Below are 20,065 nucleotides of genomic sequence, written 5' to 3' on the forward strand. Positions count from 1 at the left end.
CTCCTCCTCAGGCGATCGGGGAAAGCAGCCGGCCACGCTTGGCCGCGATGTCGAGCCAGACCGCGAGGATGATCACCACCCAGGTCACCAGCCACTGCACGTAATATTCGAAGCCCATCAGCAGCAGGCCGTTCTGGATGAAGCCGAGGATCAGCACGCCGATCACCGTCTTCCAGATCGTGCCCGCCCCGCCCAGCAGCGAGGTCCCGCCAAGGATCACCCCGGCCAGCACCTGCAGCTCGTAGCCTTGACCGACATTGTTCTGCGAGCCCATGACCCGGCTGCCGAGGATGATCGCGGCAATCGCGACCCCGGATGCCGAGATCAGATAGGTCAGGAACACCACGCGCGAGCGCCGCACGCCGGAGAACACCGCCGCCGTCGCATTGCCGCCCGTGGCGTAGATGCGCCGCCCGAAGGGCGTGTAGGCCATCATCAGGTGCAACAAGATCGCGCCGACCGCGAAGATCACGATGGGCGTCGGAATATCCGCGATGGTGCCCCGCCCGAAAATCTTGAACCAGGTCTGGTCCTGATTGACGATATCGACGTTCTTGCCGCCCGAATAGATTAGCGTAAGCCCCTGAATCGCCGAAAGCATCCCGAGCGTCACGATCAGGGAATTGAGCCGCGCAACACCGACCAGAAGGCCGTTCACCGCCCCCAGTGCCAATGTTGCCACAAGCATCACGCCAATGGCCGGGGCCGGGCCGATCTTGTCATGCAGATCGACCACCAGAACCGTCGAGAAGGACAGCATCGAACCGACGGACAGATCAAGATTACCCCCGATCACCACCACCGTCACGCCGAGCGCCATCACCCCGATAATCGCTGATGAACGCATCACCGAAAGGATGTTCTCAGGCGACAGGAACCGGTCCGAAAAGATCGAAAACCCGATCAGGAACAGCGCGAAGGCCACCAGAATGCCCTGTCGCGCCAGAACGCTCGCGATCGTTTTCCACCTGTCTCGGTTCATTCCACTCCCCCTGATGTCACGCGCCACGCGCGCAGTTTGCTGGCCGCGCGAGGCGACCGGCTTCTCCACATGAAAATTCGCCATTTTCTCCTCCCGTCGGGCAGCCTCCTCGCTGCCGCTGACGGCGGGTCAGACCAAGGTCATCCCACCGTCGATCATCACGATCTGTCCCGTCATGTAGTCGCTGTCGGGCGAGGCGAGGAACGTTGTCGTTCCGGTGATGTCGACGGGTCGCGCCACGCGTCCGCGCAAGATACCGGAGGCGAATTCCTCCATCGCCTGCCCCGGCATCTTCGCCGCACCGATTTCCATCAGGTCGCGATCGACCTCTTCCCACATCTCGGTCGCCACCACGCCCGGAGCAAAACCTGTCACCGTAATATCGTGCTTCGCGAGATCGCGCGCACCCGATTGCGTGAGCGAGACAACCGCCCATTTCGAGGCACAATAGGGCGCGACATTGTCGAAGCCCTGACGGCTCGCGATCGAGGCGGTGTTGACGATCTTGCCGCCCCCGCCCTGCGCGATCATCTGCCGGGCCGCTTCCTGCATCCCGATCAACGTGCCGAGCGCATTGATATCCATGATGAAATGCCAGTTTTCCTCGGTCACATCGAGGAAATTCATCGGCCGGTTCACCCCGGCATTGTTGAACACCACGTCAACTCGGCCAAACTGTTCAGCCACCTGTTCCATCATCGCGCGCACCTGATCGCGCTTGGTCACATCGACCTGCGCCGACATCGCCCGGCCGCCTGCGGCCTCTGCCCGCGCCGCATTCTCTGCGGCAAGTTCAGCGACCCGTTCGCCGTTGAGGTCGGCGAAACAGACATCCGCCCCCTCTTCCAACAGCGCCTCGGCAATTGCGCGTCCAATACCGCGCGCTGCGCCCGTCACGAGACAGACCCGTCCTGATACGCGTCCCATTAAAATCTCCATCTTGCCTGCAATAAGTTGGGCATGGGCCGGCCCGTCGCCTGCGCCCATGCCCGCGGGGAGGAGAGATCAGAAGGCGGGCTTCTCGAACTGGTCCATGTTCTTCTCGGTGATCTGGGGCGTCTTGAAGTAGTTCATCTTCGGAACGTCCTTGCCCTGGATCACGTCGATCGCGGTCTGAAGCGCGTTCTTCGCATCGTCGATCGGCGACTGGTAGACCGAGCCGTAATACTCGCCCTTCTTCATCGCCTCGTAGCCGACCGCGAAGTTGGTGGCGCCGACGAACTTGATGTCCTTGGCACGGCCCGCAGCCTTGGCGGCGTTGAGCGCACCGACGCCCATGTTGTCGTCGGCCGCATAGACGCCGTCGATCTGCGGATATTTCACGAGGAAATCTTCCATGACGCGCTGCGACTTCTCGCGGTTCCAGTCACCCGGTTGGGTGTCCATGATCTTCACGTCCGGGCAGGCTTTGGCCAGCTCGTCCTCGAAGCCCTTCTGGCGTTCGATCGCGGTGGTGTAGCCCGGCTTGCCCGAGATCTGCACGATGTCGCCCTTGCCGTTGAGGCCGGTGCACATCATGTCCGCGGCTTCCTTGCCCTGCTCGATATTGTTCGGGCCCGAGAAAGCGGCGATGAAGGGCATACCCTGCTCGGCAATGTTGGAGTTGGTGATGATGACGGGGATGCCCGCGTCATGCGCCTTCTTGACCGCCGGGACCACGGCCTTGCCGTTGGTCGGCCAGACGATGATCGCCTGCACGTTCTGCTGCACGAGATCCTGGATCTGCGCGATCTGACGCGCCACGTCGCCGCCCGCATCGAGCACGACCGCATCGACGTCCGGATTGGCCGCGGCCGCTTCCTTGAACGCCTTCTCGTAGGTGGTCTGATAGCTGTCCACCCCGACGTTGTTCTGCGTGATGCCGATCTTCATCTGTTCGGCCCATGCACCGCCAGCAAGCGCGAGCGTTGCGACTGCGGTGGTTCCGGCGACGAGCGCCTTCATCGATCTTTTCATTGTTATCCTCCCATGAAGTTTCAGTCCGGCCGGTGAGACTGTGGCAGTCGCCCCCTCCTGAGCTCTTGCCATGCAGCCCGAATCCACCGGCGGCACAACCTGATCATTCCGACAGCAGCCCCCGCTTTCGCCCGCCAACTTATCCATTTCGGATATTGAAGCATCCATAATGGATATTTTCGCTAAGGTGAACGATCCTCGATTTGGACATCTTTCGGAGGACCCTATGGCGAAGCAACCAGAACCACAGCTCGGACCAGAACGCGTGACCAAATTCGATCCGCAAAATATCCAACATGGACATATCGGCGCTCCGGCGTCGAGCGCGTCCGTCGTTCAGGATAAGGATACCGCGCTGTCGATGATTGATCTGCTCGAGTCGCTGGCCGAGGAGATCGATTCCACGCTCTCACTTTCCGCGCCGAACCCTTACTTCGCGATGGCTACCCATCTGGTGCGCTGCCATCTGGAGGGAAAGATCGTCACGCCCTCGTCGCTCGTCGCCGCCTCGGGCGTGCCCTATGCGACCGCGATGCGCAAACTGTCGGACATGGTCGATGCCGGGATGATCGAACAGCGTCCGCGCACCCGTTCGGGCAAGACGGTCTCGCTTCATGCCAGCACGCAACTGCTGACGAACTGGGGGCAGCTGTCGGACCGCGTCGGTCGCTTGGCGCGCCGTCATCTCGCCGAATCCGACGGGGGCGAGCGCGACTATTACTTCGGCGGCACCTATCTCGCCGGGCACTCGATCGCCCCGCCCTCGGTGCTACCCGAGCCGATCTCGGTGTCGGGCGGCCTGCGCGTTCTGGTCCATGGCGACCCGACCTTCATGGTGATGGAGAACCTAAAGCGCCAGTTCGAGCATATCGTGGGCACTTCGATCTCGCAGCGGGCCTTCTCGATCGACCGGCTCCACGAAGAGACTCTGCGCAACGCGGCCCGCAAGACCAGCCATTACGACATCATCGCCGTCGACCTGCCCTGGATCGGAGAATTCGCGAAAAAGGGTCTTCTGATGCCGCTCGACGAGGTGATGGACATCTCGCGCCTCGATCCGAGCGATTTTCACACCGCGGGCTGGCGCGGCGCGCATTGGGAAGGTCGTCCCTATGGCGTGCCCAGCCAGACCACGCCGGAGCTGCTGTTCTACCGCAAGGACCTCTTCGCCGAAGCCGGGCTGACGCCGCCGACCACGTCCGATCTCGTGCTCGAGGCCGCGCGCCATTTCCACGACCCCGCGCATGGCCGCTACGGCATCGCCTGGAACGCCGCGCGCGGCACTGCGCTGGGACACACCTTCATCATGGCGATGGCCGATTTCGGCCAGCCTGTCGTCAATCTCGACCCGGTTGCGGGCGGGTTCGACGCCGATCATCTGGACCGCGACGATTTCGTAGCGCAGTTCGACACGCCCGCGACCGAGGCGGCGGCCGAGTACCTTCTGGAGCTGATGAGCGTCTCGCCACCCGATATCCTGTCGATGTCGTGGTACGAACGCGTGCGCCCCTATGCGGCGGGCAAGGTCGCGATGGCCTATGGCTATACGCTGCTCGCGCCGTATTTCGAACTCGACGCGAATTCGCCGGCCCATAACACGACCGGCTATCTTCCGCACCCGACGGGGCTTGGTGCCAAGCCTGTCGCCCCGGTGGGCGGCTATGTGCTCGCGATCCCGGCCAACCTGCCCGAGGAGCGGCGCGCCGCCGCCGCCGAGGCGCTGATCGCCTTCACATCGCCCGCGGCGCAGAAGCTTTACGTGCTCAACGGCAGCCGGACGGTGCCGCGCTACTCGGTGGGCGCCGACCCGCAGGTGCAGAACCTGTCCCCAATCTTCGAGGCGGTGGACGCGATGTCCTGGCGCGACGAGCTGCAATTCTGGCCGCGACCGCCGCTGCCGCGCATCTGCGAGTTGATCGAAATTTGCGGACAGGAAATCCACGACATGCTGCGCGGGGTCATTCCCCCGCGCAAGGCACTCGGAAAGATCCAGCAACGCGCTGACCGGGTGCTGAGAACACCATCAAGTTAGGGAGGAATAACATGGACCCCGATCGATTGAAGGGAAAGAACATCCTGATTACCGGCGCAGGCCAGGGGATGGGCGCGTGCAACGCCGAATATTTCGCGCAGCAAGGCGCGAATGTCTGCCTGGGCGATATCGACCTCGACGCAGCCCAGGAGACCGCCGACCGGATCAACAAGGGCGGCAATGGCAAAGCGATCGCGGTGCGCATGGATGTCACCAAGCGCGAAGACAACGCAGCGGCGGTCGGCGCCACCGTGGATGCCTTCGGGATGATCAATGTGGGTCTTTTCAATGCGGGCCTGAACAAGCCCCGGTTCTTCATGGATATCGATGAGGACAACTGGGATCACATCATGACGGTCAACACCAAGGGGATGTGGCTCGGCATGCAGGAAACCGCGAAACAGATGATCGCGCAGGGCAAGCAGAGCTATCCCTACAAGCTGATCAATGTGGGCTCCGTCGCCTCGCGCAAGCCGCTGGTCGACGTGACCGTGTACTGCACCTCGAAATATGGTTGCCTCGCGCTGACCCATTGCGGCGCGATCGCGCTGGCGGAACATGGCATTACCGTGAACGGCTATGCACCCGGCGTGGTGAAGACCCCGCTTTGGGAACAGCTCGACAAGGATCTCGTCGAGATCGGCTTCAAAGAGCGCGAAGGTCAGGCTTTCGACGATCTGGCCGAGATTCTCGCGCTCAAGAAGGTCTCCTACCCGGATGACATCAAGGGCACGGCCGCGTTCCTCGTCAGCCCGGAGAGCGACTACATGACCGGGCAGATGCTCCATATCGACGGCGGCTGGGTGATCCAGTGACCCCCCGCTGAGGCGGGACCGACCCCGACCCTCTTACGCATTTTCAACCAAACAGGCGCGCCGTCACGGCTGCGTCGGGAGACCCATCATGAACACGACCGCCCTCAACCCGCGCATTCTGCAACCCGGCGACATCGACCCGAACTGGCGTTGGGACAAGCACATCCCCGCCTGGGGCCACACTGCCGTGGATTTCGAACGCCGCGTCGATCACGACCGTCTGCGTCGCTATCGTCTCAGCCGCACCAAGGACGCGCTGAAAAAATCGGGCTGCGGCTCGCTTCTGCTCTTCGACGTGAACAACATCCGCTACATCTCCGGCACCAAGATCGGCGAGTGGGAACGCGACAAGATGTGCCGGTTCTGCCTGCTCGCAGGCGATGACGAACCCTATGTCTGGGACTTCGGCTCGGCTGCCGTGCACCACCGCGAATATTGCGACTGGCTCGACCCCGAGCGGATGCTGGCCGGCGTCGTCGGCATGCGCGGCACGATCCCGCCCTCCTTCGGGCTGATGAAGAAATATGCCGAGGAAATCGCCTCGCTGATCAAGAAGGCCGGCATGGCCGACATGCCGGTTGGCGTGGACTATGCCGAAACGGCGATGTTCTTCGCGCTGAAAGAAGCCGGGTTGAATGTCGTGGACGGCCAGCAGGTCATGCTCGGCGCCCGCGAGATCAAGAACATCGACGAGATCCAGCTGCTCAATCAGGCCGCCGCGATGGTCGATGGCGTCTACCACATGATCCATGAAGAGCTGCGGCCGGGCATCCGCGAGAACGATATCGTCGCGATGTCCAACAAGCTGCTCTACGAAATGGGGTCGGACGACGTGGAGGCGATCAACGCGATCTCGGGCGAGCGCTGCAATCCGCACCCGCATAACTTCACCGACCGTTTGTTCCGGCCCGGCGATCAGGCCTTCTTCGACATCCTGCAAAGCTATCAGGGCTATCGCACCTGCTATTACCGGACGTTCAACATCGGCCGGGCGACGCCGTCGCAGAACGACGCCTATATCCGGTGCCGCGAATGGCTCGACAATGCGATCGCGCTGATCAAGCCGGGCGTGACCACCGATGTCGTCGCGAAGGCCTTCCCGAAATGCGAGGAGTTCGGCTTCCCCGACGAGCTGTCGGCCTTCGGCCTGCAATTCGGCCACGGGCTGGGTCTGGCGCTGCACGAACGCCCGATCATCAGCCGGGCGGTCTCGCTCGACAATCCGATGGAGATCCAGACCGGCATGGTCTTCGCGCTCGAGACCTATTGCCCGGCCTCGGATGGCTATTCGGCGGCACGGATCGAGGAAGAGGTCGTGGTGACCGACAAGGGCTGCACCGTGATCAGCCTCTTCCCGGCCGAGGACCTGCCGATCGCGGCCCGCTACTGACCGGCTCCCGGGCCCGCGCCATCCCGCGCGGGCCCGGACCTTACGCAAAACGCCTACGCCAAAGGGGGGAGCGCGCCATGGCCAAAGCCACCAAGCGCAAGACGAATACCGAAGACTACCTGCGCATGTACCGCCAGATGGTGCGCATCCGCAGTTTCGAGGACAACGCCAACCAGCTTTACCTGTCCGCCAAGATGCCGGGCCTGACCCACATGTATTCCGGCGAGGAGGCCGTGGCTGTAGGCATCTGCGAGGCGCTGACCGACGACGACAAGATCACGTCGACACACCGCGGTCACGGCCATTGCGTCGCCAAGGGGGCCGAGTTCAAGCAGATGTTCTGCGAGCTTCTGGGCAAGGTCGAGGGCTATTGCCGCGGCAAGGGCGGCTCGATGCATATCGCCGACCAAAGCCACGGTAACCTCGGCGCCAACGCCATAGTCGGCGGCTCGATGGGGATCGCGACGGGGGCCGCGCTCTCGGCACGGCGGCTCGGGCGCGACGACGTGACCGTCTGCTTCTTCGGCGACGGCGCGACCGCGCAGGGCCTCTGGTACGAGGTGATGAACATGGCCGCGCTGTGGAAGCTGCCGGTGATCTACGCCTGCGAGAACAACGGCTATTCCGAGTACACCAAGACCGACGAAATCGCCGCAGGTTCGCTGACCGCGCGGGCCGAGGCATTCGGGATCGAAGCCTTCGAGGTCGACGGTCAAGACGTGCTGGCGGTGAACGAACTCGCCCAGCGACTGGTTGCCCGTGCCCGCAAGGGCGAGGGCCCATTCTTCATCGAACTCAAGACCTACCGCTATCACGGCCACCATGTCGGCGACATCAACCGCGACTACTACCGCTCCAAGGACGAAGAGACGATCTGGAAGGAGCAGCGCGACCCGATCATCAATTTCAGTAAATGGCTGGTCGGTGAGGGCGTCGCGAGCGACGCGGAACTCGAGGAGATCCGCGAGGCGGTGAAGAAAGACGCCGCCGACGCCGTCGAATATGCGCTTGCCGCCGACTACCCCGACGTGGGCGAGGTCGACATGCATGTCTACGCCCCCAACGACGCCGCCTGAGGAGGAAATCATGCGCGAGATCACCCTGTCCAAGGCCGTCAACGAGGCCATCGCGGAAGAAATGCGCCGGGATCCCACGATCTTCCTGATCGGCGAGGACGTGGCCGAAGCCGGCACTCCCTTCAAGGTCCTCTCCGGGCTCGTCGAGGAATTCGGCACCGAGCGGATCATCGACACTCCCATCTCCGAGCCCGGTTTCATGGGGCTGGCGGTGGGTGCCGCGATGACCGGATCGCGGCCCATCGTCGACCTGATGTTCGGGGACTTCCTGTTCCTCGTGATGGATCAGCTCTGCAATCAGGCGGCCAAGACCCATTACATGTCGGGCGGCAAGCTGAGCGTGCCGCTCGTGCTGCGCACGAACCTCGGCGCGACCCGACGCTCGGCGGCGCAGCACAGCCAGTCGCTGCACGCGCTGGTCGCGCATATCCCGGGACTGAAGGTCGCCCTGCCCTCTTCGGCCTACGAGGCCAAGGGGCTGATGAAGACCGCGATCCGCGATAATAGCCCGGTCGTGATCTTCGAAGACAAGCTGATGTATAATGACAAGGCCCCGGTGCCCGAGGAGGAGTATTACATCCCCTTTGGCGAGGCCAACGTGCTGCGCCAGGGCAAAGACATCACGCTGGTCGCGACCTCGTCGATGGTGCAGGTGGCGCAGGCCGCCGCCGAGACGCTGGCCGCCGAGGGTATCTCGGCCGAGGTGATCGACCCGCGCACCATCGTGCCGCTGGATGAGAAGACCATCCTCGACAGCGTGCGCAAGACCAGCCGCGCCATCGTCATCGACGAGGGCCATCAGAGCTACGGCATCACCGGCGAGATCGCCGCGCGCATCTCCGAGAAGGCCTTCTACCATCTCGATGCGCCGGTGCTGCGGATGGGCGCGATGGACGTGCCCGTGCCCTTCTCACCCGCGCTCGAGGATCTGACCGTGCCCACGGCCGAGGGCGTGGCGCAAGCGGCCCGCCGGCTGGTCCGGCAGGAGGTGAGCGATGCCGCATGAGGTCATCATGCCCGCGCTCGGCATGGCCCAGCAATCGGGCCAGCTGGTCGCCTGGCTGAAAGAGCCGGGCGATGCCGTGAAGGCGGGTGACCCTCTGATGGAGGTCGAAACCGACAAAGCCACGATGGAGGTCGAGGCGCAGGCCGACGGTTTCCTCGGTGGGCTGCGTGCGATGGCGGGCGATGACGTGCCGGTGGGTGCGGTCGTCGCCGTGATCGCGGAAAGCAAGGAGGCCGCGGAGGCCGAAGCTGGCGGGGATGTCGCGCAAGACGCCCCGGCCCCCGAAGCGACTCCCAAGACCGCCACCGAGGCCGCGACCGACGATGCGCTCCCCGAAGGCGCGGAGGTCATCATGCCCGCGCTCGGCATGGCGCAGGAGACCGGTCAGATCACGACCTGGCTGAAGGAGCCGGGCGAGGCGGTGGGCGCCGACGACATCCTTTTCGAGGTCGAGACCGACAAGAGCGCCGTCGAAGTGCCCGCCGGCGCCTCGGGTTATCTCGCCGCGATCCTCGCCGAACCCGGCGAGGAAGTGCCGGTCGGCGCGCCGATCGCGATCATCTCGGCGGAGGCGCCCGCGAACCCGGTCCGTCGCAGCCATGCGCAGAAATTGACCGCGCCCAAGCCTGCCAAAGCGGAAGCCCCGGTTACGAAACCCACGCCGGAGAAGGAGGCTGCGCCGAAGTCAGCAGCGGCCAAGCCGTCTGAGAAAACCGCGGCAACACCCGCGCCCGGCGGCCGCATCCTTGCCTCACCAAAGGCGAAACGGCTGGCCCGCGAACAAGGGCTCGACCTTGCACGACTGGCCGAGGCCGGGATCGCGCAGCCCTATCACGTCTCGGATCTCGAGACGCTGCGCACCCTGCCCGCCCCTCAAACGACGGCGGGACCATCCCCGACCGCACAGGCGCTGCATCTGAGTGCCGAGGTCTCAGCCCAGGGGTTCGCCGCCTTCTGCGAATGGATCGCGGCGGAGACGGGTGAGGCCCCCGATCCGGGCGCGCTGCTCGCCGGTCTTGCGGCGAGCGCGACGCTGTCCGGCCCGATCGCGATCTCGCGCCACGGGCGCAGCCGCTGCTTCGCCGACCCGGCGCGTCATCCGCTGGGTCAGGCGCCTGAGGCGGAAGAGGATGCCACCCCCACGCTCCTGATCCGCGACCTGCGCGGAAGCGCGTTGCAGCGGATCTCGCTCGGCGCGGAGGCGCAGCCGGTGCTCACGCTCACGGGCTCCGATCCGCTGACCCTCACGCTTGAGGCCGACCCCGGCCAACTCGCGCCCGAGGCGGCGCTCGACCTGATAACCGGATTTGCCGCGCGGCTGGACGAGCCGCTGCGCCATCTCCTCTGATACAAGGAACCGGACCGACATGGACCAGACCGATCTCTATATCGACGGCGCGTGGCGCCCGGGCGCGAAGGGCACCCGCTTCGATGTGATCAACCCCGCGACCGAGGACGTGCTCGCCTCCGTCGCCTCCGCCGAGATCGAAGACGCGGACGCGGCGCTCGATGCCGCGCAGAAAGCCTTCGGGGATTGGGCGTCACGCTCGCCCCGCGAACGTTCGGAAATCCTGCGCAAGGCGTTCGAGCTGATGACCGAACGGCTCGATCATTTCGCGCATCTCATCACGCTGGAGAACGGCAAGGCCGGGGCCGATGCGATGGGCGAGGCGCGTTACGCCGCCGAATTCTTCCGCTGGTTCGCCGAGGAAGCTGTGCGCGCAGACGGCATGATCACCCGCGCCCCTGCGTCCGGCGCGCGGATCGTGGTGCAACACAAACCGGCGGGCATCGCGGTGCTGGTGACGCCGTGGAACTACCCCGCCGCGATGGGCACCCGCAAGATCGCGCCCGCGCTCGCCGCTGGCTGCCCTGTCATCATCAAACCCGCCTCCGAGACGCCGCTGACGATGCTCGCGCTGATGCCGCTGCTGGAAGAGGCAGGCGTGCCCAAGGGCCTCGTGAACGTGCTGCCGTCGGAGAACTCCGCAGAGATCGTAGACCACATGCTGCACGATCCGCGGGTGCGGGTCGTCAGCTTCACCGGCTCCACCGGGGTCGGCCGGAAGCTTCTGCGCTCCGCCGCCGATCAGGTGCTGAAACCGGCGATGGAGCTGGGCGGCAACGCGCCGCTGATCGTCTTCGAAGACGCCGATATCGACGTCGCCGTCGAAGGCGCGATGCTGGCCAAGATGCGCAATCTTGGCGAAGCCTGCACCGCCGCGAACCGGTTCTATGTGCACGAGGCGGTGGCCGAGGAATTCACCGCGAAGATGACCGCGGCGATGGGCGCGCTGAAGGTGGGCAACGGCGTCGAGAAAGATGTCGATGTGGGCCCGCTGGTCAACGCCAAAACTCGCGACAAGGTGGCGAGCTTCGTCACCGACGCGCTGGAACGCGGCGCGGAGCTGAAACTGGGCGGCAAGGTCCCGAACGGACCGGGCTATTTTTACCCGCCGACCGTGCTGACGAAGGTTCCGCAGGATGCCGCATGCGTGCATGACGAAATCTTCGGCCCGGTCGCCGCGATCCAGACTTTCACCGACGAGGAGGACGTGATCGCGCGCGCAAACCACACCGAATACGGGCTGGTCGGCTATGTCTTCACGCAGGACATGGCGCGCGGGATGCGCGTCTGCGAGCGGCTCGATTACGGGATGGTCGGCCTCAATCGAGGTCTGGTCAGCGACCCGGCGGCACCCTTCGGGGGCTCCAAGCAATCGGGGCTTGGCCGCGAAGGTGGGCATGAGGGCATGCTCGAATTCATGGAAACGCAATATATTTCGGCCAGTTGGTGAGGAGGAAGCCATGAGCTATGTCGCAAGCCCATCGGTGCGCAGTTATGCCGCCGAGCGTGGGGTGAACCTCGACCGCCTCGCACAGGAAACCGGACGCGAGACGCTCGCGCGCGAAGACGTGGATGCGAAGGCAGCCGGGGCGACCTCGTCGGCACCAACCGCCCCGGATGCCGCGCGCTACTGGGATGTCGATCATGCGGCCTTCGGGCCCGTCACCGAAGAGCCGCTCTCGCGCATCGCCCGCGTGGCCGCCGACAACCTCTCGGCCGCGAATGCGTTGATCCCGCAGGTCACGCATCACGACAGCGCCGACATGCGCGCGGTCGAGGCGTTCCGCAAAGGCCTGCGCGACGAGGCGCGCGAACGTGGTACGCGCCTGACCGCCCTCGCTTTTCATGTGCGCGTCCTCGCGCGTTGCCTGCGGGAATTCCCTCGCTTCAACGCCTCGCTTGATGCCAGCGGGGAGACGCTGGTGCTGAAGGATTACGTCCATGTCGGGATCGCGGTCGACACGCCGAACGGGCTGATGGTCCCGGTGATCCGTGACGCCGACCGCAAGGGACTGTGGGAGATCGCGGCGGAGATTACCGACCTCTCGCGCAAGGCGCAGGGTCGCAAGCTGCGTCCCGAGGAGATGGGCGGGGCGTCGATGACGATCTCCAATCTTGGCGGGATCGGCGGCAGCGCCTTCACCCCGATCGTGAACCCGCCCGAAGTCGCGATCCTTGGCATAACTCGCAGTCAGGTCACGCCAGTCTGGGAGGGCGAATGGGTCCCGGTGCCGCTCTGCCCGCTCGATCTGAGTTATGACCACCGGGTCATCAACGGGGCGGATGCGGCACGTTTCCTGGCGCGCTACGCGACGCTGATGGCGGACCCGCGCCGGATGCTGATCTGAGTGCCGCATCCGTGACGAAATGCGCCGTCACGGACGGTCTCGCCCGTGACGTGGCCCTCGCCGCGTCGGGCAACCGCTCGGCCTGCGCTGAGCGGCGTTAGGTAAGGGCCGAAAGGTCGATGGACTGCGGCGTCAGTCAGCTTTCCCCGTCTCGGCCTCGCGCGCCTTCTCCAGCATGTCCGCAACCACTGGGTTCGGAAATCGGCGCTGCAGGGTCACGGCGTAGAAATCCTCGCCGATATCGAGATCGAAAGGCGCAGTCATGAGCACCCCTTCACGGAGTTCGTCTGCCAGAACGACCGCGGGCGTGATCGCAAGGCCTGCATCCTCCCGGGCCAGAAGGCGGATCATGGCCATGTCGTCGACTTCCGCCGCCACTTGCGGGCGCAGCCCGAGTCGCGTGATCAGACTGTCGAACCCGGTCCGGATCGAACTGTCGGTCGGCAGGATCACAGGCTCCTCACGCAGCATCTCCTCAAGCGTGGCGTGCCGCAGCCGATGCGGCGTGCCATGCAAGAGAACCTTCTGCTCCGCGACGCGATGCGCGATGAAGCTCGAGAACACGTCGCGAGCGGGCGGCTCGGTCGTCAGAACCACGTCGAGCGCCATCGCCTGCAGCGCCTCGAACAGCACGTTCGCGCTGCCTGACCGCAACACGATCTCCACATCCTGACGGCCGATGATCGGCGCGAGAAACCCGATCTGGAAGTTGCGCGAAAGCGTCGAGAGCGCCCCGATGCGCACCGCTTGACGCCCCGCCGAAGCCTGCCGCAACGTGGCTTCAAGTTCTTCGCCCGCCTCGAAAATCCGCTCCGAATAGTCGAGCGTGATATGGCCCACCTCAGTCAAAACCAATTGGCGACCGCGGCGTTCGAACAGCTGGTGCCCGATCCGCGCCTCTAATGTGCGGATCTGCGTCGAGAGCGCCGATTGCGAGACGTTCAAACGCTCCGCCGTGCGCGTCAGGTTTCCGTCCTTCGCGACCTCGTGGAAATAGCGCAGATGATGATAGTTCAGCTCTGACATCGTTCCATTAAACAGAACGATATGAGGCAAACAATGAATTTTCATTCAAGATGAACCACCGCTACCTCTCCCCGGAACGGAATGGAGGTTGCCATGTCTTATCTTCTACTGCTGCCCTCGGCGCTTTTGATCGCGGTCGGGACAAATCTGCTTCTTCGGCCTGCGACACGGGCCGGGGCACGCCTGCGCGGACCGGAACTGGCCACGGTGCTGGGGCTTCTCGCGACAATGATCGCGGCGGTGACGCTCGCGCGGTCAGGGCCCGAGACAAGCCCGCTCCTCGGGGTGGCAGGCATCGGGCTGTCGGCGCGCAGCGATATCGTCAGCATCTCTCTCGCGCTGACCGTGGGCTTCGTCGGCTGGGCAGTGCTGCGCTTCTCGCGGGTCGCACTCGATGGCGGGGCGCTCGCGATCTCCGGGCTCTGGCACGAGCCGCCACAGGCGATCGCGCTCGGTGCCATCCTCGTCTTCGGTGTGGCCTACCTGATCGCGCAGGGGCTGGCGGAGGCCGCACCCTGGCCTCTGTTCTGGCGCACGACGCTGATGTCTCTGGGCGCGACCCTAGGCTATTTCGCGCTGCATTGGGGGGCGAATGCGCTCTCGGCGGGCGCCCTGCCGCCGCCGCCCGTCGCCGATCCACTGGTCTGGCTGGTGATGCTCCTGACCGTCGTGGGCTTCGGTCTCGCAGCATGGGCGCAGGCGACCTTCCCGCTCTGGGGCAGCCATCCGGCTGCGGCGGGGCTGCGGGTCCATCTGATGAACGGTCTCTATCTCAATGCGCTCACCGATCGGTTGATCGGGCAGACACCCCTAAAGAAAGGTTAAGGCAATGAGCTTCCACAGCTATCAGTTTCCCGACGCCACGCTGCAACTCTTTGCCGCCGCCGAAGACGCGTTGGCACAGATCCCGCCCGCCTTCGGCTTGGAGGCGACGGTCGCGGTGAACCCCTACCTCGGCCAGGCCGGAGAGAGCCGCGTTCAGGCCGCAACCCGGCTGGCGCGCGTGGCAGGCGCCCGGATCACCGCACCGCGCGAGGTGATCGCCGCGTGGCTCAAGGCCGGGCGCGTGACAAAACAGGACATCGCCACCGCCGCGATCGGGGCCGGGCTCGAGCCCGATCAGGTGCAAAAGGCGCTTCATGACCCTTCGCCCGCCTATTGCCCCGATCCAACGCTGGTCGATCTGGCGGCGCGTGAAACCGGGCAGGATTGGCCCGCGCTGATCGCGGACCGGGTCGGCCTGTGGGCTGGCGGGCATTTCGACAAGGGGCAAGCGCTCTGGCCCGCACCGGGCGGATCGGCCTTCAAAGCGTGGCGGGCGTTCGCGCTGCGCGACCTGACGCCGGGCTTGCACGGACTGCGCGGCTTCTGCGCCTTCGCGGCGAGCCTGCCCACGGATCCACGCGCGGCCTTCGCGGAACTGACCGGACGGCTTGGTCTGAGCACCGAGGCCGCACCGCTCTATCTGCACCGGCTCGCGATGAGCCTTGGCGGCTGGGCACAATATGTGCGCGGGCTCGGCTGGGTCGATGGGCTGAAGGGTGAACGCAACGCGCTGGGGTTCGAGATGTTGGTGATCCGGCTCGCGTGGGAGGTGGCGCTGCTCGACAGCTTCGGCGAGCAGCTATCCACACCCTGGGCGCAGGCGCTGAAAGCTCATGCCGCGCCGCTGGAGCCGAGCCTCGATCTACGCATCGATCTGGCCCTGCAGGAGGCTGCCGATCAGGCCGAGGAGCGGGCGCTGGCTGAAAAGCTCCCCGCCTCGGGAGGCAGGGCTGGCGCATCGACGCCGGACATTCAGGCAATCTTCTGCATCGACGTGCGCTCCGAGCCGTTCCGGCGGGCGCTGGAAACCGCTGATCCGGGCGTGCAGACGCGTGGCTTCGCGGGGTTCTTCGGCCTGCCGATCGCGCATCTCGGGCTGGCCTCGGATCAGCGCGAGGCGCGCGCGCCGGTGCTGCTGGAGGCGGCGCTCAACTCGCAGGTCGCGGAGAGCGGCAAGGCAGATCAGACGGAACGGATCGCCCAGCGTGCGACCCGCGCCTGGGGCCGGTTCAAGCTGGCCGCGGTCTCGTCCTTCGCCTTCGTGGAGGCGGCCGGACCACTCTATCTGGGCAAGCTATTCGGGTCTGCGATGGCGCAGGACGACGCCCCGTCCCCTGACCCCGTGCCCGCACTCGACCTGCCCTCGGACGAGCGGATCGCACTCGCGGGCCGGGTGTTGCGGGCTATGTCGCTTACCTCCGGTTTCGCGCCGGTCGTGCTGATCGCCGGCCATGGGGCGCATGTCACAAACGCGCCGCACGCGAGCGCCCTGCAATGCGGGGCTTGCGGCGGCCATGCGGGCGATGTGAACGCGCGGCTTCTGGCCGAGCTGCTCAATGATCCGGTGGTGCGCAAGGGGCTGTCGCGGAACGGCATCGCGATCCCGCCTGAAACGCGCTTCGTCGCGGGGTTGCATGACACGGTCACCGATGCGCTGCGCCTGTTTGACGAAGGGCTCGGTGCGGTGCCGCGGGCGCATCAGGCGCGGCTGCAAGCGGCGCTCGCGAAGGCAGGCGAAATCGCACGGATGGCGCGGGCGCAGGCCCTGCCCCGCGCGGGATCCGGGGCCGGCCTGCCCCGGCGCGGCAAGGACTGGTCCGAGCTGCGCCCCGAATGGGGTCTGGCCGGGTGCCGTGCCTTCCTCGTGGCACCGCGGGCGCGCAGCCTGAGCTGTGATCTTGGCGGGCGAGCCTTCCTGCACGATTACCATTGGCGGCAGGATGACGGCTTCGCGACGCTGGAACTGATCCTGACCGCCCCCGCAGTGGTCACCAGCTGGATCGCGCTGCAATATCACGGCTCGGCCACCGCGCCCGAGGTCTTCGGGGCAGGCAACAAGCTGCTGCACAACGTGGTCGGCGGTATCGGCGTGTTCGAGGGCAATGGCGGCGATCTGCGGGTCGGCCTGCCGATGCAATCGCTGCATGACGGGGAACAGCTACGCCATGATCCTTTGCGGCTCTCGGTCGTCGTCGCAGCTCCGACGGAAGCGATCTCCGGCGTGCTGGAGCGGCATCCGCAACTTAAAACCCTGTTCGACAATGGCTGGCTGTCGCTGCAGGCGATGGATGACGCGGGCCGGATCTGCGCGCGCTATGAACAGGGCGCATGGATCGCGAGAGATCAGCCGCCCGCGATCCGAGCCGCCTGAGCGCACATGTCGACGATCAAAGCGCGGCCCTGCCCCCTCGTTGCGGCGCAAGGGGCCGCGCCGCGCGATCGTCGGTCTGCGTTGCGCCGGCCGGTCCGCGTTCAGTAAAAGCCGATTTCCTTAACGTCGACGGAGGCCTCATAATCCTTGCCATAGGCAACCACGCCGATGGATTTGAGGTTCTTCGCGCGAGGTTCGGCCCGCAGCATTCCGCCCGACGGCGTGAACGCCGCGAAGGGCAGTTTCACCTCCGTCCAGCCTGCAGTGGCATGAAACCGCGCCTGATAATACTGCCAGGGTAAAAGCATCGCGCGGCTGCGCAGATGAACAAAGTAATCCTCGTCATTGCCGCGCATGACGATCCGCACACCGCGCGCGCCCTCTGGTGGCGCATCGAGTTTCATCTGCATCTGGATGAAACCACCGCGGTTCTGCGTGCTGACCTTGCCGCTGAGGCGGGCGAAATGCGTGGCTCCCTCGCGCTCGAAGCGAACCTGCCCGGTCGAGACGCCGCCCATCACCTTATCGGTTAAGACACGCCAGCGGGTCTCTGGGTGGTTCGAAAAGGTCTCTGGGAGCATTTCTGGGGGCATCGGTTCACCTTGGGCAGAGATCGTCGCGCCAACGAGCATTGCGATCGTGAGCAGGAATTTGAGGGTCACGGGTATCCTCCAGCCTCAGGTTGCAGGGTCAAGAATGTCACGCGGCAATCGAAGCACGAGGGCGATCGCCGCCAGTTTCAGCGCGCAAGGCACGAGCGCATAGCTGACATTGAGCGCATCGAGTGCCGCCCGGCTGTTCTCGCCATCGGGCTGGTAGCCGAAATACTGAAGCAGCGGCAGCACGGTCCCGGCGGCGATCGCGAGCGTCGCCTTGGCGCTGAAGTTCCAGATCCCGAAGGCCTGCCCCGCCTGCAGCCCCGCACGCGACAGGGCGGCGGCAAAGAGCGCCGAGAGGATCACCATATCCGCGCCAAGCGCGATGCCCGAGCCGATGCAGATCGCCGCGAATGACCACGCGACGCCCGGCGGTAGGCTGAACGCGCCGATGAAACTCACGATCGCGAGGATCATCGCGGCCAGAAGCACCCGGCGGGCGCCGACGCGTCGGGCAAGGCGCCCCCAGAGAGGCGCACTTGCGCCCGCGGCGATGAAGAAAAGGATGAGGAAAGGCCCGGCCATGTCAGGCAAGCCGAGCCGGTCTCCCACGAAGAACAGAAAAAGTGTCGATGTGACGGCCACCGGCAGGCTGTTGACGAAGGCCAGCAGCAGGAGCCAGCCCGCGCCGGACCCGATCAGCCCCCGCCAGTTCAGTCGCATCGACGCCACTTGCGTCTTGCGCCACAGCGGCCGCGCCAGCACGATCGCGATCAGAGCCAGACCCGCGATGAGCCAGCCGAACGCCACATAACCATCAGCCTGCGCGGAGACGTTCGCAAGCAAAGTCGGCGCAATCGCCCCGAGAGTCACACCGATCAGAACACCTGTTTCGCGCCAGCCCGCAAGGCTCAGCTGCGCCCGGGTCTGCCCGGTGCCCGCGAAGGCGGCGCTCTGGCCGTAGATCAGGATCGTCCCAAGGCTGTAGCCCGTAAACGCCACGACCAACCCCCCGGTCAGCCAGAGCGCAGGGCTTCCCTGCACAGGCAGTGAGAAAACCGCGACGCAGCCCGTCGCCAGTAGCCCCATCGCCAGCGCCGCGAAACTCGAACGGTGACGCGCCCAGCGATCGGTAATCCACCCCAAGAGCGGGTCTTGCAGGAAGTCCACGATACGGATCAAAAGCAGGATCGCCCCGACCTGACTGAGCGACAGGTCCAGACGCGTGGCCGCGAAGCGCGGCAGATGGATGTAGATCGGGATGCTCGCCGTGGCGAGCGACATCGCGAGAAAGCCCACGCGCCAGTAGTCTCTCGGCTGCTCCACCGGCGTCGAACTCATCGGACGCGCCGCCCCGTGAGCCTTACAAAGAGCCAGACGATAGCAGGCCGGAGCTTCAGAAAAACGCGATAGGTCAGTTCGAGGAGGGTCTTGACGAGCGGCCACCGTGTGATGCGCGCCAGACCGCGCCAGCGCGGAAGATGCGACCAGAGTTCGGCGAAAGCGGCAGCCCCCGAGACGAGATGCCCATCCCCCTTGCGGACGTGGAACCGAGCCAACACATCGGCCCGGCTCAACCCGTCAGGCAGTTTCGCGCCCGGCTCGGAGAGATCGACAAACGCCAGCGCTTCCGCGCCCGGCGTCTCCTCATAGAGACCGATCTCCGCGCGACACAAAGGACACCCTCCGTCAAAGAAAACGGTCGCCTTGGAGGTTTTGTGCATCGCAGCATGGCGCACGCTATCACCCATCTTCAGTTTGGCTGATGAGTCCTACGCGGTTTGACGATGTGAGGATCTTTTGCCAGAGGGCGCTCCTCCCAAATACCCCGGCGAGAGCGCTCGCCATTGATCGTATACACAACAGCGGTCAACGCGCCTCCTACTCCCAGCAAGCCGTCGTTGCTTCGGGTTGGCATGCAGTGCGAACAATGAGCATCGCTTTCGCCGTGCCAAGCCGTTTGACCGGAGCATTATTCTCAGTAACGGGCCAAACGCTTTCTTTGATCCGAAATACTTCAGAGCTGACCTTCGCCGCTCAGGCCATAGATGTCCGCTCAGGGCCGAGATTTTCCCTCTCGCCAAAGGGAGAGCATGGATATTAGCTGCACCCGGCGCGAATGGCCGGTCCCATGCTCAGACAGTTTGGGCAGTCCGCCGCATGACGTGCCTTCCCTGATCACCATGCAAGCGGGCGGAGCAGGCGTAAACTCGGCGAGCAATCTTCTTCGTCCGCTTCTCATAAAATGCTAGAATTCGCTGTGCCCCCAAGGATTTCGACGCGGGCGAAGGAAA

At 65.0% G+C, this 20,065-nt stretch carries 17 protein-coding genes; 10 read left to right on the forward strand and 7 right to left on the reverse strand.

The window, feature by feature from the left end; all coding sequences use genetic code 11:
* Positions 1 to 7: 7 nt before the first annotated feature.
* The 3 genes from BMI86_RS00350 to BMI86_RS00360 form a co-directional block, all read right to left on the reverse strand.
* Positions 8 to 982, reverse strand: a complete 975-nt coding sequence (locus BMI86_RS00350; RefSeq protein ID WP_078540378.1) for an ABC transporter permease — start codon at positions 980 to 982, stop codon at positions 8 to 10.
* 129 nt (positions 983 to 1,111) lie between these two features.
* Positions 1,112 to 1,909, reverse strand: a complete 798-nt coding sequence (locus BMI86_RS00355; protein WP_078540379.1) for an SDR family oxidoreductase — start codon at positions 1,907 to 1,909, stop codon at positions 1,112 to 1,114.
* Positions 1,910 to 1,987: 78 nt separating this feature from the next.
* Positions 1,988 to 2,938 (reverse strand): sugar ABC transporter substrate-binding protein, encoded by a 951-nt coding sequence (locus BMI86_RS00360; RefSeq protein ID WP_078539266.1) that lies wholly within the window; start codon positions 2,936 to 2,938, stop codon positions 1,988 to 1,990.
* A gap of 226 nt (positions 2,939 to 3,164) precedes the next feature.
* Here BMI86_RS00360 and BMI86_RS00365 point away from each other — a divergent pair, with 226 nt between their 5' ends.
* From BMI86_RS00365 to BMI86_RS00400, 8 genes are all read left to right on the forward strand, one after another.
* Positions 3,165 to 4,970, forward strand: coding sequence for an extracellular solute-binding protein (locus BMI86_RS00365; RefSeq protein ID WP_078539267.1), 1,806 nt, complete (start codon positions 3,165 to 3,167; stop codon positions 4,968 to 4,970).
* Positions 4,971 to 4,981: 11 nt separating this feature from the next.
* Complete coding sequence (locus BMI86_RS00370) at positions 4,982 to 5,785, forward strand: SDR family oxidoreductase (RefSeq protein ID WP_078539268.1); 804 nt, start codon at positions 4,982 to 4,984, stop codon at positions 5,783 to 5,785.
* A gap of 88 nt (positions 5,786 to 5,873) precedes the next feature.
* A complete protein-coding gene (locus BMI86_RS00375; RefSeq protein WP_078539269.1) occupies positions 5,874 to 7,175 on the forward strand; it encodes a Xaa-Pro peptidase family protein in 1,302 nt (433 codons plus the stop codon).
* A 77-nt stretch (positions 7,176 to 7,252) separates the two neighbouring features.
* Positions 7,253 to 8,251, forward strand: coding sequence for a thiamine pyrophosphate-dependent dehydrogenase E1 component subunit alpha (locus BMI86_RS00380; RefSeq protein ID WP_078539270.1), 999 nt, complete (start codon positions 7,253 to 7,255; stop codon positions 8,249 to 8,251).
* 10 nt (positions 8,252 to 8,261) lie between these two features.
* On the forward strand, positions 8,262 to 9,257 hold the full coding sequence (locus BMI86_RS00385) for an alpha-ketoacid dehydrogenase subunit beta (protein WP_078539271.1): 996 nt from the start codon (positions 8,262 to 8,264) through the stop codon (positions 9,255 to 9,257).
* Positions 9,247 to 10,605, forward strand: a complete 1,359-nt coding sequence (locus BMI86_RS00390) for a biotin/lipoyl-containing protein (protein ID WP_078539272.1) — start codon at positions 9,247 to 9,249, stop codon at positions 10,603 to 10,605. The genes BMI86_RS00385 and BMI86_RS00390 overlap by 11 nt, the downstream gene beginning before the upstream one ends.
* A 19-nt stretch (positions 10,606 to 10,624) precedes the next feature.
* The gene (locus BMI86_RS00395; RefSeq protein WP_078539273.1) at positions 10,625 to 12,055 is read left to right on the forward strand and encodes an NAD-dependent succinate-semialdehyde dehydrogenase; all 1,431 of its coding nucleotides are present in this window, start codon (positions 10,625 to 10,627) and stop codon (positions 12,053 to 12,055) included.
* Between the two features lie 10 nt (positions 12,056 to 12,065).
* On the forward strand, positions 12,066 to 12,953 hold the full coding sequence (locus tag BMI86_RS00400) for a 2-oxo acid dehydrogenase subunit E2 (protein WP_246831595.1): 888 nt from the start codon (positions 12,066 to 12,068) through the stop codon (positions 12,951 to 12,953).
* A 132-nt stretch (positions 12,954 to 13,085) separates the two neighbouring features.
* Here BMI86_RS00400 and BMI86_RS00405 read toward each other — a convergent pair whose 3' ends face one another.
* Positions 13,086 to 13,979: a LysR family transcriptional regulator gene (locus BMI86_RS00405; RefSeq protein ID WP_078539275.1), complete on the reverse strand. Its 894-nt coding sequence runs from the start codon at positions 13,977 to 13,979 to the stop codon at positions 13,086 to 13,088.
* Positions 13,980 to 14,072: 93 nt separating this feature from the next.
* On the opposite strand from BMI86_RS00405, the gene BMI86_RS00410 reads away from it, so the two are divergent.
* Both BMI86_RS00410 and BMI86_RS00415 read left to right on the forward strand, forming a co-directional pair.
* The gene (locus tag BMI86_RS00410; RefSeq protein ID WP_143594646.1) at positions 14,073 to 14,804 is read left to right on the forward strand and encodes a hypothetical protein; all 732 of its coding nucleotides are present in this window, start codon (positions 14,073 to 14,075) and stop codon (positions 14,802 to 14,804) included.
* Between the two features lie 4 nt (positions 14,805 to 14,808).
* Positions 14,809 to 17,175: a DUF2309 domain-containing protein gene (locus tag BMI86_RS00415; RefSeq protein WP_078539277.1), complete on the forward strand. Its 2,367-nt coding sequence runs from the start codon at positions 14,809 to 14,811 to the stop codon at positions 17,173 to 17,175.
* A gap of 101 nt (positions 17,176 to 17,276) precedes the next feature.
* Here the strand turns inward: BMI86_RS00415 and BMI86_RS00420 are convergent, their stop codons facing one another.
* Genes BMI86_RS00420 through BMI86_RS00430 form a run of 3 tightly spaced genes read right to left on the reverse strand, consistent with a single transcriptional unit; the run spans position 17,277 to position 19,522 of the window.
* Positions 17,277 to 17,837 (reverse strand): CIA30 family protein, encoded by a 561-nt coding sequence (locus BMI86_RS00420; RefSeq protein WP_246831596.1) that lies wholly within the window; start codon positions 17,835 to 17,837, stop codon positions 17,277 to 17,279.
* A gap of 15 nt (positions 17,838 to 17,852) precedes the next feature.
* Positions 17,853 to 19,112: an MFS transporter gene (locus tag BMI86_RS00425; protein WP_246831597.1), complete on the reverse strand. Its 1,260-nt coding sequence runs from the start codon at positions 19,110 to 19,112 to the stop codon at positions 17,853 to 17,855.
* Complete coding sequence (locus BMI86_RS00430; RefSeq protein ID WP_078539278.1) at positions 19,109 to 19,522, reverse strand: DUF393 domain-containing protein; 414 nt, start codon at positions 19,520 to 19,522, stop codon at positions 19,109 to 19,111. Before BMI86_RS00430 ends, BMI86_RS00425 begins: the two co-directional genes overlap by 4 nt.
* Positions 19,523 to 20,065 lie beyond the last annotated feature (543 nt).

The organism is Thioclava sp. DLFJ5-1 (assembly GCF_002020115.1).
Lineage (GTDB): Bacteria > Pseudomonadota > Alphaproteobacteria > Rhodobacterales > Rhodobacteraceae > Thioclava > Thioclava sediminum.